The sequence below is a fragment of the Anaerofustis sp. genome, assembly GCF_019420015.1.
In the GTDB taxonomy this organism is placed as follows: Bacteria; Bacillota; Clostridia; order Eubacteriales; family Anaerofustaceae; genus Anaerofustis.
Window position 1 is genome coordinate 1 of record NZ_JAHZIA010000030.1, and the last position, 17852, is coordinate 17852.

Genomic DNA, 17852 nt, shown 5'->3' on the forward strand with positions numbered 1-17852 from the left:
ATATCTTCCATATTTATTATCCTGTCGGTCCAGTTTTTATAAAAATATTCTTCATGTGACACAAGCAAAACGCTGCCTTTAAAATTCATAAGAGCACTTTTCAACGCCTCTTTTGCATTTACATCCATATGATTTGTAGGCTCATCCATAATCAAAAAATTACAGGACTTCATTATAATCAAACACAATTTTACTTTTGTTTGCTCTCCTCCGCTTAATGTTGATATTTCCTGAAGAGCATGCTTTGAAGATATCCCACACCTAAAAAGAAATCTTCTTATTTCTTTTTGAGAAAGACTTTTATAGTTTTGTGAAACAATATCAATAGGAGTAAGTTTAGGGTCCTGCCATTTTAAATCCTGACTAAAATATCCTATCTTTATTTGCTCGTTGAATTTAAAATCTCCTTTTATTTGAGGAATTTCCTTTACCAATGTTTTAAGAAGAGTAGACTTACCTATACCGTTAAACCCTGTTAAGACTATTTTTTGTCCTCCTTTTATATTTAAATTGATACCTGATATTATCGGATATGTATATCCTACGGAAAGATTTTTTATGCTCAAAATTTCTCCCGGTATCAAATTTGCCTCTTTAAAACAAAAACTCGGTTTTATTTCTTTTTCATCCAATGCTTCGATTTTCTCCATTCTCTCAAGCTGCTTTCTCCTTCCTTTTGCCATTCTGGACTTCCTGCCCGCTATATTTCTTCTTATAAACTCTTCCGTCCTCTTTATTTCTCTTTGCTGAGAATTGTACTTTCTTATATAGTCCTCTCTGAGAAATGTCTTCTTTTTCAAAAACTGTGAATAAGTACCATGATATTTTTTTATATTTTTATTATCTATATCACATATTCTGTTTGAGATTTTTTCCAAAAAATCATAATCATGTGAAACAACCATAAAAGAATTTTTTGATTCAGACAAATATTCCATGAGCCACTGTATATGTTCCTTATCCAAAAAGTTTGTAGGTTCATCCAAAAGTAAAACATCAGGATTCTCAAGCAGTAGTTTTGATAATATTACTTTTGCCCTCTGCCCTCCGCTTATTTCCGATAATTTCCTTTCCAAACCAATTGCATTAATACCCAGCCCATAAGATATTTGCTTTATTCTTGTGTCAATATTATAAAAATCATTCATTTCTAAAATTTCTTGATATTTTGCGGCATCCTCCAAAACATCCAACCTTCCATTTGATGCATTCCTATATAATTCATTCATTGCTTCTTCTGCTTTATACAATTCTTTAAATGCAGATTTTAAAAAACTTTCTATAGTTATGTTTTCATCTATTTTTGCATATTGGTCCAAATAACCTACTTTTATACCTCTCTGCCATAAAATCCGCCCTTCGTCAGGAATAATTTGACCGGTTATTATATTTATAAAAGTACTTTTACCTGCACCATTCTGTCCTACAACACCTATATGCTCCCCTTTATTAAGAGAAAAACAGGCATCTTTGTAAAGTATGTTATCCTTAAAGGAATGTGTTAAATTGTATATTTCAAGAATACTCATCATATTCCCCTCTCTTTTCTTTATTTTACTATATGTTTAATTCAATCAAATACTAAACAGTGTATGATTTTAAATATATCATCATAAATAACAACAAAATAAGAATGTATATACCGATTTTAATATGTTATTGCATAAATAAAAAGACTATGGAAACAATGTCCACAGCCTTTAATATTACATATATAATGCATTACCGGAAAATAAGTAATAAAATAAATACCCAATCAGGTTTTATTTATATATTACATTATTATCCGATGAATATAATATTATCATGCTCTGCACAATGCTTCATCGGTATATTTTGTACAGAGCTGATTCGTCTTGTTATTTTATCTGTTGAATAATAATTCATAATAAACTCCTAAATTATTTTCATATTATCACAGTAAAATATTGATGTCAATATTCAAAAATAAACAATCAATTTTAAATGAAGTCTAGCTTATAAAAGCAAAAGGTCCATAAAATAAATAACCTAAAAATCCTGATATTGATATCAAAACAATAGGATGCATATCTTTAAATTTTAGTTTTAATAATAATATTACCGCCAAAATAAAAAGTCCTGTATAATTAGTAAGCGTTCCTTTTGTTATAAATACAGAAGCAAATATCGTAAAAGCAGATGCAGCAATGGTCCCGACAACAGCAGGTCGCAATCCTACAAGAACAGATTGAACATATTTATTATCCTGAAAATCAAAGAAGAATTTACTTATTAAAAGTATAATTATAAGAGAGGGCAAAACCACCCCCAATGTTGCAGCAGCAGCTCCAATAAGTCCGTTATGATCAAAACCTATAAATGTAGCAATATTTACAGCAAACGGTCCAGGAGTGGATTCACTTATGCCTATGAAGTCTATTATCTCAGATAATGTAGCCCAATTATGAGAAATAACCTCTTCCTTAATCAACGGTATCATTGCATAACCGCCGCCAAATGTAAACAATCCTATTTTAAAAAATACAATAAAAAGCTGTGATATCATTCGTCAATACCCCCTTTTATTATATTAAAACCATGAAATACTACTCCGAGCAATGCACAAACTATAAGAACATATATTACATTGATAGCTGTAAAAGCAGTCAAAATCAATGAACCTAACAATAAAAATATATTAAAATAGTTCATCTTAATCGGTTTTAACAATTTCAACGCAGCTTCCAAAATCAGAACTATTACACCTGCTTTTACACCTGCAAATACATTATTTACTATAATATTGTTTTTAAACATATTAAAAAGAATAGATACTACAATGATAATAACAAAAGAAGGGATAACAACCCCGAGAGTTGCTATAACAGAACCTGAAACACCGCCAACTTTATACCCCACAAAAGTAGCACAATTTATAGCAAGGGGTCCTGGAGTACTCTGTGATATAGCGGTTATATCGAGCATTTCTCCTTCACTTATCCACTTTTTATTTTCTACAACTTCCTTTTGAAGTAAAGGTATCATTGCATAACCTCCTCCAAAAGTAAATGCACCTATATTAGCAAATGTCATAAACAGTTCAAACTTTTTACTTTTCAAACAAGCCTCCTTAAAATGATGTAAAATAAAATATTAAATTTATAACCAATATATATTTTAACATTTTGATTTAGGACAAATAAAATTATTGTTTTATTATAGCATAATATCAAATGTATATATTAATATATTACCGATATACAATCATTATTTTACATTTATTTTAATATAATGCAAAAAAAAATCTAATTGGATTATATTTATTGATTTTAGATAAAAATACGATAAATATCCAAAATAAAAACGTTTTTTTATTTATATAACAATATCAATTATTCCTTTAAATACATACTTTTATATAAAAAAAGCGGGGAGTCTTACTCCTCGCTTCTTATTTATTTACAAAAGACTTTCCTGTCATTTCCTCCGGTTGTTTTACATCCATCAGATCAAGAACTGTAGGAGAAACATCACATAAAGCGGCTTCTTCTTTTACCCCCTTGATCAAATTGCTTTCAACAATACATTTAACTTTGTTTGTTGTATGAGCTGTAAATGGTTTTCCGTCTTCAAACATTAATTCTGCATTACCGTGATCCGCTGTAATTATTATACTGTAATTATTATTTCTTGCTGCATCGGTAACTTCTCCAACACATTTATCAACAGCTTCAACAGCAGCCTTTGCTGCATCAAATACACCTGTGTGACCAACCATATCACAATTTGCAAAATTCACTGCAATAAAGTCATAATCCTTTGTATTAATAGCATCGACAAGTTTGTCTTTTACTTCATATGCACTCATTTCAGGTTTTAAGTCATATGTTGCAACCTTAGGAGATGCAACTAAAATTCTGTCTTCACCTTTATATTCTTTTTCAACTCCACCGTTAAAGAAATATGTTACATGCGCATATTTTTCTGTTTCGGCAATTCTAAGTTGAGTATATCCGTTATCGCTTAAATATTCACCTAAAGTATTTGTAATAACTTGAGGTTTAAATGCAATCAATACATTTTTGAAGCTTGCATCGTAATTAGTAAATGTAACAAATGTTAAATGCAAATCTTCTTTTCTCTCAAAGCCATCAAAATCATCTTCAACTAAAGCTCTTGTGATTTGTCTTGCTCTGTCAGGTCTGAAGTTAAAGAATATTACGCTGTCATTCTTAGAAATTTTAGCATCTTCACAAACAACTGTAGGAAGAACAAATTCATCAGTTACATCATTATCGTAAGAAATTTGCATTGCATCTGCAGCACTTGTAGCTTTTTCCCCTACACCGTTTACTAATGCATCATAAGCTTTTTCTATTCTTTCCCATCTGTTATCTCTGTCCATTGCATAGTATCTTCCCGATACTGTTGCAATTTGACCAACGCCGATTTCTCTAATTTTCCCTTCAAGTTCTTCTATATATCCTTTGCCGCTTTTTGGAGGAGTGTCTCTTCCGTCCATGTAACAATGAACATATACCTTTTCCAAACCTTGTCTTTTTGCAAGTTCAAGTAAAGCATATAAATGTTCGTTTGAAGAATGTACTCCACCGTCAGAAACAAGTCCCATCAAATGAAGAGCAGAACCATTGTCTTTAACATTTTTAACGGCTTTTAAAAATTCTTCATTTTCAAAGAAATCACCGTCTTTTATAGATTTTGTAATTCTTGTTAATTCTTGATATACGATTCTTCCTGCACCTAAGTTCAAATGACCTACTTCACTGTTACCCATTTGTCCATCAGGAAGCCCAACACTTAATCCACTACAATTTAAAAACAAGTGCGGATTATTATTCCAAAGTTTATCTAAATTAGGAGTAGATGCACTGTAAACTGCATTGCCTTCATGACTTTCAGAATATCCATATCCGTCTAAAATCATTAATAATACTTTATTACTCATTCATTCCACCTATTATAGTTCTTTGTAATTTACAAGTGTAACAAAATCAGCTTTTAAGCTTGCACCACCAACCAAAGCTCCATCAATGTCACTCATAGACATTAAAGCTTTTACGTTACCTGCGTTAACACTTCCACCGTAAAGAATTCTCATTGCTTCTGCAACTTCTTCACCAAGTAATTCTTTAACAAGACTTCTGATATAACCGCAAGCTTCATTAGCTTGTTCGTCAGTAGCAGTTTTACCTGTACCGATAGCCCAAACCGGTTCGTATGCAAGAATGATTTTTTTAGCATCTTCAGCTGAAATACCTTCTAATAATTTTGTTGTTTGTTCTTTTAATACATCAAAAGCTTTTCCGCTTTCTCTTTCTTCCAATGTTTCCCCAACACATGGGATTGGAATTAAACCTTTAGCCAAAGCTTTTTTAGTTTTTTTGTTTACGCCTTCATCTGTTTCGTTGAAGTATTGTCTTCTTTCACTGTGACCGATGATTACGTATTTACAACCGGCTTCAATAATCATATCAGCTGTTACTTCACCTGTGTAAGCACCGCTATCTTCAAAATAAATATTTTGAGCTCCTATACCAACATTAGTACCTTTTGTAGCTTCAACAGCAGCTGGGATTGTCATATATGTTGGGCAGATTACAACTTCAGGATCTGCCACATTGATTTTATCTAAAAATTCATTAAAAAATTCTTTTGCTTCGGCAGCTGTTTTATTCATTTTCCAGTTACCGGCTATTACTTTTGTTCTTGCCATTTTAATAATTCTCCTTCTATAAACTGTAATAATTATTTGTCGTTTGCTGCAACAACACCCGGAAGATCTTTACCTTCCAAGAATTCAAGACTTGCACCGCCACCTGTTGAAATATGAGTCATTTTATCACCAAATCCAAGTTGGTTAACAGCAGCAGCAGAGTCTCCACCACCAATAATAGTTGTAGCATCTGTATCAGCTAATGCTTTAGCTACAGCCATAGTACCTTTTGCAAGAATTGGGTTTTCAAATACACCCATCGGTCCGTTCCAAACAACAGTTTTTGCAGATTTAACTTCATTTGCAAATAATTCAGCTGTTTTTGTTCCGATATCAAGTCCCATCATATCAGCAGGAATTTTGTCAGAATCAACTACAGTAATTTCAATTTCTGCGTCAATTGGATTAGGGAAATCTTTTGTGATTGTTGTATCGATAGGAAGTAATAATTTTTTACCAAGTTCTTCAGCTTTAGCCATCATTTCTTTACAGTAATCGATTTTAGAGTCGTCAACCAAAGATGTACCTACTTCATAACCTTTAGCTTTAAGGAATGTATAAGCCATACCACCACCGATGATTAATGTATCGCATTTTTCAAGTAAGTTGTTGATTACGTTTAATTTATCGGCAACTTTAGCACCACCTAAAATTGAAACGAATGGTCTTTCAGGATTATTAACAGCATTACCCAAGAAGTCGATTTCTTTTTGCATTAAGTAACCAACAACAGCTGTGTCAACATATTCTGTTACACCAACGTTTGAGCAGTGAGCTCTATGAGCTGTACCAAAAGCGTCATTTACAAAAATATCACAAAGTGAAGCTAAGTCTTTGCTTAATGCTTCGCCGTTTTTTGTTTCTTCAGCTCTGTAACGTGTATTTTGAAGTAAAACAACATCTCCGTCGTTCATTTCAGCAACCGCTTTTTTAGCGTTTTCACCTACTACATTGTCATCAGCTGCAAAAACAACTTCTTTACCTAATTTTTCAGATAATCTTTTTGCAACAGGCGCTAAAGATAATTCCGGTTTTGGTTCTCCTTTTGGCTTTCCAAGGTGAGAACATAAAATAACTTTACCACCGTCATTCATTACTTTTTTTATTGTTGGAAGAGCAGCCTTAATTCTGTTTTCGTCTGTTATTTCTCCGTCTTTTAAAGGTACGTTAAAGTCACATCTGATTAATACTCTTTTTCCTTTTACATTTATATCATCTACTGATTTTTTATTTAGCATCTAAAAGTGCTCCTTTCAATTTTGTAAATAAAAAGGTCCGGGCCAGTAACGATCCCGGACCCATTTTGGATCTTTGTAAATTTTACCTTGTTTAGAATTAATTAAGCTAATTCTGAGAAGTATTTGATTGTTCTTACCATCTGGCTTGTGTAAGAGTTTTCGTTGTCATACCAAGATACAACTTGAACTTGTGTATCACCGTTTTCCATTGGAGATACCATTGTTTGTGTAGCATCAAATAAAGAACCGTATCTCATACCTACGATATCGCTAGATACTAATTCTTCTTCTGTATATCCGTAAGATTCTGTTTGAGCTGCTTTCATAGCTGCATTGATTTCATCAACAGTAACTTTTCCTTTTACAACTGCTACTAAGATTGTTGTAGAACCTGTTGGAGTTGGAACTCTTTGTGCAGAACCGATTAATTTACCGTTAAGTTCTGGGATAACTAAACCGATAGCTTTTGCAGCACCTGTTGAGTTAGGAACGATGTTAACTGCAGCAGCTCTAGATCTTCTTAAGTCACCTTTTCTCTGTGGTCCGTCAAGAGTCATCTGGTCACCTGTGTAAGCATGGATTGTGCTCATGATACCAGATTGAATTGGAGCTAAATCGTTTAATGCTTTAGCCATTGGAGCTAAACAGTTTGTTGTACAAGAAGCTGCAGAAATAACTGTATCTTCAGGTTTTAATGTTTCATGGTTTACGTTGTAAACGATTGTTGGAAGATCATTTCCAGCTGGAGCTGAGATAACAACTTTTCTAGCACCTGCTTTTACATGTGCTTCTGCTTTTGCTTTTGATGTATAGAAACCTGTACATTCAAGTACAACGTCTACACCGATTTCTCCCCATGGAAGATTTGCAGCGTCAGCTTCTGCATAAATTTTGATTTCTTTTCCATCAATAATGATAGAATCATCTGTAGCTGAAACTTTATCTGCTAATTCATATCTACCTTGAGATGAGTCATATTTTAATAAATGTGCTAACATCTTTGGAGAAGTTAAGTCGTTGATAGCAACTACTTCATAGCCTTCTGCTCCAAACATTTGTCTGAATGCTAACCTCCCAATTCTACCAAATCCGTTAATAGCTACTTTTACTGCCATAATAAAATTCCTCCTAATATTATAATTATTTATTATTATTTTTGAAGTCATATTTTATTTGATTATCCGACTTCATTTAGTAGCAAGTTTAAATTAGCCCCAATATTCGAGCATAAATTGAACTTTATCAGTATTATATATAAAATAAAACGTAAAATCAATAATTTAAATGAAAAAAGAAAACAACTTTTGCAAATTTTTAATTGTTTTATTTTATTTTGAATTTTATTGTTACATATGTACGGATTTAAAATACCAAACCGATTTAAATACCTCATAAAGAACAATGAAAACAAATTAAAATAAGTTCAAATAACTCCCTCTAACATTACAATTTTTTACAATTATTAATATTTTCATACGTGAATAAAAGAATAATTTAAAATATTATTCTATAATAAAAGACTGCAAACTTTTTTTGCATCCGTTTTTCTCATAAAAGCCTTCAATACCTGGTTTTGAGCCAAAATACAACATCGTAGGAGTATTCTCTTTTGCAAGCCTTAAAAGCTCACTGCCTACACCTCTTCTTTGATAATTTGGAAGAACAAGAAGCTCCGTTATTGTTCCAAAGAAATATCCATCCGTTAAAATCCTTATGCACCCAACCAATCTTTCTCCGTCATATGCAGTTATATTCATGGTTTTTGTTAAAGCATTTTTAGTTTTTAAAACATCATACTCACCTTTCCAAATTTGATTTACAAAAGAAATAAAAGCTTCAACATCAATATCCTTATCATCTATTTTATACTCCATAATCCCTCACTCCCCTATCTATATTATATTTCTACTATGTCTTAATATTTATTATCATATGTACTAAAAAAGCGTCGGTAATCCGACGCCTTACATTAAGCATTTTCTTCTTCAAATTTTTTCATAAATTCAACTAATTTTTCAACACCTTCAATAGGCATAGCATTATAAATTGAAGCTCTCATTCCACCTACAGTTCTGTGTCCTTTTAAATTTACAAAACCAGCTTTTGTAGCTTCTTCAACAAATTTTGCATCCAAGTCTTTATTTCCGGTTACGAAAGGTACATTCATTAAAGAACGGTCTTCTTTTACAACTGTGCCTTTAAACATCTTGCTTTGATCTAGATAATCATATAAGATCTTTGCTTTCTTTTCATTGTGTTCTTTCATCTTAGCAAGTCCACCTTGCTCTTTAAGCCATTTAAATACTTTACCGCAAATATATATACCGTAAGCAGGAGGTGTATTAAATAAAGAATCATTGTCAGAATGAGTTTTATATCTTAACATTGTCGGAACTTTTTCATCAATTTCATCATCTGAAGGAATTAAGTCTTCTCTTATAATAACTATTACCACACCTGCAGGACCTACATTTTTCTGTACTCCGCCGTAAATAATACCGTATTTTTCAACGTCAACAGGCTCTGATAAAAAACAAGAAGATACATCTGCAACCAATGTTTTTCCTTTAGTGTTAGGTAATGTATGATATTTGGTACCGTAAATAGTATTGTTTTCACAGATATATACATAATCGGCATTTTCATCAATATCCAAATCAGAACAATCTGGAATATAAGAATAAGTCTTATCCTCGCTTGAAGCCACTGCTCTTGCATTTGTATATTTTTTTGCTTCGTTAAAAGCTTTCTTTGCCCATTGTCCGGTAATTATGTAATCAGCTACTCCGTTTTTGGTAAGATTCATAGGAATCATTGCAAATTGTTGACTTGCACCGCCTTGCAAAAATAAAACCTTGTAATTATCAGGTATATTCATTAATTCTCTTAAATCTTTTTCGGCAGTTTTAATAATATCATCAAACCATTTCGAACGATGGCTCATCTCCATTACTGACATTCCGCTTCCGTTATAATCAAGCATTTCAGCGGCAGCCTCTTTTAAAACCTCTTCAGGTAAAACAGCAGGACCTGCTGAAAAATTATATACTCTTCCCATTTTTATTTCTCCTTATTTTCTTATATTATTTTATAACACACAAAGGTATAAAATATATACATATATACCTTTTCAAATAATCAATCTACTCTTTTAAATATACAATACTAATTTATATTTTATGAATAAACAAACCACTTCTCAATTTAGGTTCAAACCAAGTTGACTTTGGAGGCATTACCATATTCGCATCGGCAACACCAAATAAATCATCCATAGTTACAGGATAAACAGCAAAAGCCACACCTCCAAATTTATCTGCTCTTTCCTTAAGTTCTCCTAAACCTCTTATTCCCCCTACGAATTCTATATTATCGCTTGTTCTAGGATCTTCTATACTAAGTATAGGTGCAAGCAGGTTTTCTTGAAGAATATCGGCATCCAAGCTTTTAACAGGATGACTCTCTTCATAAGTTCCTTCTTTTGCCCTAATTTTATACCACTTACCATCAAGATACATCGAAAAGTCATGTTTCTTATTAGGTTTAATTATATCTTCATCACTTGATAAAATTTCAAATTTTTCACTTACCTTATTCAAAAATTCATCCTTATCAAGTCCGTTTAAATTTTTGACAACCCTGTTGTAATCCATTATTTCAAGTTCATCACTGTCAAAAACAACAGATAATATATAATTATATTCTCTGTCTACATCATCTCCCGCTTCTTCTCTTTTTCGTTTTCCAACTTCATATGAAGATGCAGTTCTGTGATGTCCGTCAGCTATATAAAGATAATCTATAGCATCATAAAATTCCTTTACTTGTTGAATATCCTCATCTTTTTCAACAACCCATAATATATGACTTATACCATCATCCGAAACAAAATCATAAACAGGTTTGTTTTTATGCGTAAAGTCTTTAATAAAATTATGAACATTTTCATTGTGTCTGTGAGCAAAAAATACAGGTTCTGTGTGAGCCGAACATGCAAGAAAATTATTTATTCTGTCTATTTCTTTTTCAGGTCTTGTAAACTCATGCTTTTTTATTATTCCTTCTTCATATTCAAATGTGGAACAACATCCGCATATTCCAGTTTGAACCCTTCCGTTCATAATTTCTCTATAAATATAATATACTTCTTTATCTTCTTCTTTTAAATATCCTTCTTTTAAAAATTTATCAAAATTTTCCTTTGCTTTTTGATATACCTTATCATCATGAATATCAATACTGTCTGGTAAATCAATGTCGGAGCGTACAATATGCAAAAAGGACTTTTCGCCTTTACCCATTTCTCTTGCTTCATTTCTGTCCATTACATCGTAAGGCAAACAGGACACTTCTTTTACATACCTCTCATCAGGTCTAATGCCTTTAAACGGTTTTAATACTGCCATTATACTCCTCCTTATTTTTTATTAAATTAAATGATATCATTACTTATAAATAACTTCAAGAATTTTTAGAAAATTTTTGTAAAAATCTGATTAATTTTTCATTTTATTTACAATAATCTTAACTCCAATAAATAATTTTATATTGACTCAATAAAAATATATTGAAAATTAGCATATTATAAATAATATTTATAAATTTTTTATTTTAAATTTAAATCATATCTACAAACTCAAAAAATGTATAAATATTTATCTTCCCCTTATACATTAATTAAAAAATGAAAAAATATGTAAATAAAAACCAAAACAATAATTGTTAAAACTAATAAAAATTAACTATATGAAGATCTAATAAATTAGATTTTATGGGTCATATATATAACTTCCCTTGTAACTTAAAGGAATATACAAAATGTATTGTAAAATATAATTCGTTTATAGATGATTTAAAAGAAGCAAAAGAAAATGATAAGGAAAAATACAATGAACTCACTACTGACTTACTTCCTGAACATTTGATAAAAATAAATAAAAGGATTGTAGTATTTTCTCTTGGTATATATGATCACCCTGATTACTTATTATCTGCAATATTTGCAAATAAATCAGGCGTGGAATCGGCAACTCTTGAAGATTTCGAACAACCGAAACACAGAACATTTTAACAAAAAAGAAGGGTATTTAAATACTCTTCTTTTTTTATTTTATAAATAAAGCTTTATTCTAAATTCAATTTATTTTCAAAAAAGTATTTTGTAATGAAAAAATATACTGCATTAAGAACAAGCAAATATAGTATTATCCCGATAAATACAACATGCGCCATTACAATATCACTCAAATGAAGTCCTAACAATAAATTTGAAATCGGACTTGCAAAAACAAAACCTAATACCGTAACTGCAAAAGTAGTAAGCAATGATATACCTATATATGCGGCAAAAGACATAAGTATTTTATTTTTATTACTGCTGAACCCTATTGCCATAGAAGCATAAACGGCAAGTATTTTATTAGCGCATCCCATTACCAATATAATAAAAAGATAGAACATCACAACAAGAAAACTGCTCATATAATCAGATGTGACAAAAACTTTCATATCTTGCATAAAACTACTAAAATCAAAAGATGTAACACTACCTACCATAAACAAAGTAACAAACAAAGATAAAATAACAGCTATTCCGGTTACCACAATCCAAAAGGTTCCGATAGTAATTTTACTTATTATTTCTTTTCCTATATTTATAGGCAAAGTATGTGTAAGATAACCTTCGTTTGATAAATCTGTTTTATAAAAACGAACTATACAAAGTAATGCAGACAATATAAATATACCTATTATTCCAAGTACATATGCACTTACTCCTATCGTTCCAAATAAATTTATAATAATATTGCTTCCATCAAAGTGCGGAGCCACAAGCCCCCAAAACAACCTATTAAAAAGAGATATTAAAAGTAACACCAATATCGCAGGAAGCATTATTCTTTTTGTTGCCTTTAATTCATATTTCATTAATTTCCCTAACATTTGAATTCCTCCCTAAACAATTTATCAATAGACATACCTTTTTCTTCTCTTATTTCATCTGCATTGCCATTAAGAACAATCGAACCGTTTTTAAGAAAAATAACTTCATCGAGAACATTTTCTATATCAGATATTAAATGAGTGGATATTATGACCGTAGAATCGTCTGAATAATTGTTTATAATAGTCTTTAATATATAATCCCTACTGGCAGGATCCACACCTCCTATAGGCTCATCCAGTAAATAAACCTTGGCTTCCCTACTCATTACTAAAATCAATTGAACTTTTTCTTTAGTTCCTTTTGACATCTTCTTTAACTTATCACCGGGATTAATATTTAAGCTTTTAAGCATTTTATAAGCTTTTTCTTTGTTAAAATCTTCATAAAAATCACTAAAAAAACTTATTAATTCATCAACATTCATCCATTCGTTTAAGTAGGTTTGATCAGGAAGATACGAAACAATCTTCTTTGTCTCCACTCCCGGTCTCAATCCGTCAATAAGGATTTCTCCGCCTGAAGGTACAATAAGTTTATTTAAAAGTTTAATCAACGTCGTTTTCCCGCTGCCGTTAGGTCCAAGTAATCCGATTATTTTCCCCTTAGGTATATTTAAATTTATATTATTTAAAGCAATCAAACCATTATAATCTTTAAACAAATTTTTTATTTCAATTAAATTACTGCTCATCTTTCCCCTCCTGTTGTATATCGTTTATTATAGAAACAATCTCATTATCCGTAAAACCTATTTCTCTCATTTTAAATAGAAACTCATTTATATATTCTTTAGCCAACAAAACTCTTCTCCTCTTTATAACTTCTTCATTTTCTGTAACAAATCTTCCGCTGGTTCTTGAAGAAAAAACTATATCGTTTTTTTCCAATTCTCCAAAAGCCTTTTGCATAGTATTAGGATTAACATTTGCTTCGCTTGCAAACTCTCTTACAGAAGCCAGTTTATCCCCTGCTTTATACTTTCCTTTTAATATGTCCTGTTCTATTTGATTCGCAATTTGTAAGTAAATAGGTCTGTCGCTTTTAAATTCCCAAGCCATATGAAACCTCCCTTCTTGTATTATTGTATTAATTAACTAATACAATAATACAAGAATAATTGATATTTGTCAATACATTTAATCAAAATATATAAAATAAAATTTCACTATAAAAGCAATATAATATTTTAAGAAAAATGCACTAAATTAAAAATATTACAAAATAAAAAAGTAGCAATAAAAAACAGCAAGGAAAATATTCTGTTGCCGAACAATAATACTTTAAATAATCTATTTTATGAAATAAAAAAGACACTGCCCAAGCAGTGTCTTTAATTTTTGAGAATATATTATTCTTGTTCAGCTAATGTTTTGTAACCTTGGTATCTTTCAAGAGCGTCTTGTTTATTCTTTTCGAATAATGCATCAGCTTTTTCAGGATATTGTCTTGCAAGGTTAGCATATCTTCTTTCACCTTTAAGGAAATCAATAAATCCTTCCATATTAGGTTCTTTGCTGTCTAAGATAAATGGATTTTTACCTTCTGCAACTAAATCTGGATTATATCTGAATAGATGCCAGTAACCAACTTCAACAGCTTTTTTAGCTTCACTTCCAGCTTTAGTCATGTTAATACCATGGTTGATACATGGAGAGTAAGCGATGATTAAAGATGGACCGTTGTGAGCTTCAGCTTCTTTAATAGCTTTGATTAATTGGTTTTTATCAGCCCCGATAGCTACTTGTGCAACATATACATAACCATATGTTTTAGCCATCATACCTAAATCTTTCTTCTTAGTTTTCTTACCAGAAGCAGCAAATTCAGCTATTGCAGCAGCTGGAGTAGCTTTAGAAGATTGACCACCTGTATTTGAGTAAACTTCTGTATCAAATACCAATACGTTAACGTCTTCGTTTGATGCAAGTACATGATCAAGTCCGCCGTAACCGATATCGTATGACCAACCGTCTCCACCAAGAATCCAGAATGATTTTTTAACTAATTGATCTTTGTTAGCTAATACATACTTAGCATTTTCGTTATCGCATCCACAAGCTTCCAAAGCTGCAACTAATTTAGCACTTGCTTCTTTACTTGCTTCGCCATCGTCTTTAACGTCTAACCAAGCTTTAGCAGCGTCTTTAACATCAGCTTTAACAGCTTCATCAGCTACTAATGCTTCAAGCTTGTTAGCAATTGTTTTTCTCATTTTCTTAACACCAAGCATCATACCGAATCCGTATTCAGCATTATCTTCGAATAATGAGTTAGCCCATGCAGGACCTTGTCCTTTTTCGTTTGTTGTATATGGTGTTGTAGGAGCTGATGCACCCCAGATTGAAGAACAACCTGTAGCATTAGCAATGTACATTCTGTCTCCGTATAATTGAGTAACTAATTTAGCAACCGGTGTTTCAACACAACCAGCACATGCACCTGAGAATTCAAGTAATGGTTGTTCATATTGAGAACCTTTTACAGTAAATTTGTTTACGCTTAAATCTTTCTTAGAAAGAGTCATTGCATAATCCCAACATTTACCTTCTTCTTCAAGAACTTCTCCGATAGGTACCATTTTAATAGCGCCTGTTGGACAAGTTTCAACACATTGACCACAGCCTAAGCAGTCATAAGAAGAAACTTGGATTCTATATTCATAACCTTCAACTCCAGGACCTTTTGATGCAATTGTATCAAATCCTTCAGGAGCGTTAGCTTTTTCTTCTTCATTTAATAAGAAAGGTCTGATTGTTGCATGTGGACATACATATGAACATTGGTTACATTGGATACATTTTTCAGCTTCCCATACAGGTACGTTAACAGCAGCACCTCTTTTTTCGTATTTAGCTGTTCCAGCTGGGAATGTACCATCTTCATATCCGTTGAATGCAGATACAGGAAGTGTATCACCTTTTTGTGCGTTCATAACGTCACATACGTTAGCAACGAATTCTGTTCTTTCTGGTTTAGCGGCAGCTTCGTTATCAGCTGTTTTCCAACTTTCAGGAACATCGATTTTAACAAGTTCGCTAACACCGTTTTCGATAGCAGCGATGTTCATGTTAACAACTTTGTCACCTTTTTTACCGTATGTTTTCTTAACTGAATCTTTAAGTAAAGCTTCAGCTTTATCGTAAGGCATAACTTCAGATAATTTGAAGAATGCAGCTTGCATAATCATGTTTGTTCTTCTACCAAGACCGATTTCTTCAGCAATCTTTGTAGCGTTGATTGTGTAGAATTGGATATTGTTGTTAGCAATAGTTTGTTTCATTTCTTTTGGTAGATGTTTTTCAAGATCGTCCATATCCCAAACAGTATTTAATAAGAATACTCCGCCTGGTTTAATGTCGCTTACTAAGTCATAGTTTTCAGCATATGCTTGAGTAGAACAAGATACAAAATCAGCATCAGCGATTAAGTATGTTGATTTGATTGGTTTTTCACCGAATCTTAAGTGAGATACTGTAACCCCACCAGATTTTTTAGAGTCATATGCGAAATAACCTTGAGCATACATATCTGTGTTATCACCGATGATTTTGATTGCAGATTTGTTAGCACCTACAGTACCGTCTGAACCAAGACCCCAGAATTTACAAGAAACTGTTCCTTCTGGAACTGTGATAATATCTTCTTTAACTTCCAATGATTTGTTAGTAACGTCATCAACGATACCGATTGTGAAATCATTTTTAGGACATTCTTCTTTTAAGTTGTCATAAACTGCTTTAATGTGAGATGGTGTAGTATCTTTACTACCAAGACCGTAAATACCACCAACGATTAAAGGAGCGTTTTCTTTACCATAGAAAGCATCTTTGATGTCTAAGTAAAGTGGTTGTCCTGATGCACCAGGTTCTTTTGTTCTGTCTAATACAGCAATTCTCTTAACTGATTTAGGAAGAACTTCGAACATGTATTCAGGAGCCCATGGTCTGTATAAGTGAACTTTTAGTAAACCTACTTTTTCGCCGTTAGCGTTTAAGTAATCAACTGTTTCTTCAACAGCTTCACAAACAGAACCCATAGCTACGATGATGTTTTCAGCGTCAGCTGCACCATAGTAGTTGAATGGCTTGTAATCTCTTCCTGTGATTCTGCTGATTTCTTTCATATAGTCAGCAACGATAGCAGGAATAGCTTCATAGAATTTATTAGAAGCTTCTCTAGCTTGGAAGAAGATTTCAGGTCCTTGACATGTACCTCTTGTTACAGGATGTTCAGGATTTAGTGCATGATTTTTGAATTCTTGAACTGCATCATAATCAACTAATTTAGCTAATTCTTCATAAGGCATTTCTTCGATTTTTTGAATTTCATGACTTGTTCTGAAACCGTCAAAGAAGTGTACAAAAGGAACTCTGCCTTTAATAGCACTTAAGTGAGCAACACTTGCAAGGTCCATAACTTCTTGTACAGAGTTAGAGCAAAGCATAGCAAAACCAGTTTGTCTTGTAGCCATAACGTCTGTGTGGTCCCCGAAAATGTTAAGAGCGTGAGATGCTAAACATCTTGCTGATACGTGGAATACCCCTGGAAGTAATTCACCGGCAATTTTGTACATATTAGGAATCATAAGAAGTAAACCTTGTGATGCTGTATATGTACTTGTTAAAGCACCTGATGCTAAAGAACCGTGAACTGCACCTGCAGCACCGGCTTCTGATTGAAGTTCAATAACATCAACAGTTTCACCAAATACATTTTTCTTTCCAGCAGCTGACCATTCATCAACACATTCAGCCATTGGAGAAGATGGTGTGATTGGGTAAATACCGGCTACTTCAGTAAATGCATAAGAGCAATAAGCAGCAGCAGTATTACCGTCCATTGTTTTCATTGTTTTAGCCATAATATAATATATCCTCCCAAAAATTTATCTAAAAATTATATTATATGTTTTACATCTTTCCCATTATAATAAATAATACTTAAAAAATAAAGGATAAATTAAAATTTTTTT

15 protein-coding genes are annotated in these 17852 nt (G+C 32.1%); 1 reads left to right on the forward strand and 14 read right to left on the reverse strand.

The genetic code is table 11. The annotated features are described in order from the left end of the window. The 10 genes from QZ357_RS05615 to QZ357_RS05660 form a co-directional block, all read right to left on the reverse strand. Positions 1–1532 (reverse strand): ABC-F family ATP-binding cassette domain-containing protein (locus QZ357_RS05615; protein ID WP_366934120.1); only part of this gene is annotated, 1532 nt, incomplete at its 3' end. Between the two features lie 440 nt (positions 1533–1972). Next, positions 1973–2527: a chromate transporter gene (locus QZ357_RS05620; RefSeq protein ID WP_290772945.1), complete on the reverse strand. Its 555-nt coding sequence runs from the start codon at positions 2525–2527 to the stop codon at positions 1973–1975. After that, a complete protein-coding gene (locus QZ357_RS05625; protein WP_290772948.1) occupies positions 2524–3081 on the reverse strand; it encodes a chromate transporter in 558 nt (185 codons plus the stop codon). The genes QZ357_RS05620 and QZ357_RS05625 overlap by 4 nt, the downstream gene beginning before the upstream one ends. A gap of 331 nt (positions 3082–3412) precedes the next feature. Further along, positions 3413–4927, reverse strand: a complete 1515-nt coding sequence (gpmI, locus tag QZ357_RS05630) for a 2,3-bisphosphoglycerate-independent phosphoglycerate mutase (protein WP_290772951.1) — start codon at positions 4925–4927, stop codon at positions 3413–3415. A gap of 12 nt (positions 4928–4939) precedes the next feature. Further along, entirely contained in the window at positions 4940–5695 is a 756-nt protein-coding gene (gene tpiA / locus QZ357_RS05635) for a triose-phosphate isomerase (RefSeq protein WP_290772954.1), read from the reverse strand. Positions 5696–5727: 32 nt separating this feature from the next. Further along, the gene (locus tag QZ357_RS05640) at positions 5728–6933 is read right to left on the reverse strand and encodes a phosphoglycerate kinase (RefSeq protein WP_290772957.1); all 1206 of its coding nucleotides are present in this window, start codon (positions 6931–6933) and stop codon (positions 5728–5730) included. 101 nt (positions 6934–7034) lie between these two features. After that, positions 7035–8048: a type I glyceraldehyde-3-phosphate dehydrogenase gene (gene gap / locus QZ357_RS05645; protein ID WP_290772960.1), complete on the reverse strand. Its 1014-nt coding sequence runs from the start codon at positions 8046–8048 to the stop codon at positions 7035–7037. Positions 8049–8435: 387 nt separating this feature from the next. Further along, positions 8436–8807, reverse strand: a complete 372-nt coding sequence (locus QZ357_RS05650) for a GNAT family N-acetyltransferase (protein WP_290772963.1) — start codon at positions 8805–8807, stop codon at positions 8436–8438. Between the two features lie 95 nt (positions 8808–8902). Beyond that, complete coding sequence (serC, locus tag QZ357_RS05655) at positions 8903–9991, reverse strand: 3-phosphoserine/phosphohydroxythreonine transaminase (RefSeq protein WP_290772965.1); 1089 nt, start codon at positions 9989–9991, stop codon at positions 8903–8905. Between the two features lie 112 nt (positions 9992–10103). Next, complete coding sequence (locus QZ357_RS05660; protein WP_290772968.1) at positions 10104–11339, reverse strand: DUF1015 family protein; 1236 nt, start codon at positions 11337–11339, stop codon at positions 10104–10106. Between the two features lie 365 nt (positions 11340–11704). On the opposite strand from QZ357_RS05660, the gene QZ357_RS05665 reads away from it, so the two are divergent. Further along, positions 11705–12004: a hypothetical protein gene (locus QZ357_RS05665; RefSeq protein WP_290772971.1), complete on the forward strand. Its 300-nt coding sequence runs from the start codon at positions 11705–11707 to the stop codon at positions 12002–12004. A 53-nt stretch (positions 12005–12057) separates the two neighbouring features. On the opposite strand, the gene QZ357_RS05670 is transcribed toward QZ357_RS05665, so the two are convergent. The 4 genes from QZ357_RS05670 to nifJ all read right to left on the reverse strand — a co-directional run bounded on the left by QZ357_RS05670 (position 12058) and on the right by nifJ (position 17741). Further along, the gene (locus QZ357_RS05670; RefSeq protein ID WP_290772974.1) at positions 12058–12876 is read right to left on the reverse strand and encodes a hypothetical protein; all 819 of its coding nucleotides are present in this window, start codon (positions 12874–12876) and stop codon (positions 12058–12060) included. Then, entirely contained in the window at positions 12870–13571 is a 702-nt protein-coding gene (locus tag QZ357_RS05675) for an ABC transporter ATP-binding protein (RefSeq protein ID WP_290772980.1), read from the reverse strand. The genes QZ357_RS05670 and QZ357_RS05675 overlap by 7 nt, the downstream gene beginning before the upstream one ends. Then, positions 13561–13938, reverse strand: a complete 378-nt coding sequence (locus QZ357_RS05680; protein ID WP_290772982.1) for a GntR family transcriptional regulator — start codon at positions 13936–13938, stop codon at positions 13561–13563. The genes QZ357_RS05675 and QZ357_RS05680 overlap by 11 nt, the downstream gene beginning before the upstream one ends. A gap of 290 nt (positions 13939–14228) precedes the next feature. After that, a complete protein-coding gene (gene nifJ, locus QZ357_RS05685; RefSeq protein WP_290772985.1) occupies positions 14229–17741 on the reverse strand; it encodes a pyruvate:ferredoxin (flavodoxin) oxidoreductase in 3513 nt (1170 codons plus the stop codon). Positions 17742–17852: the final 111 nt, after the last annotated feature.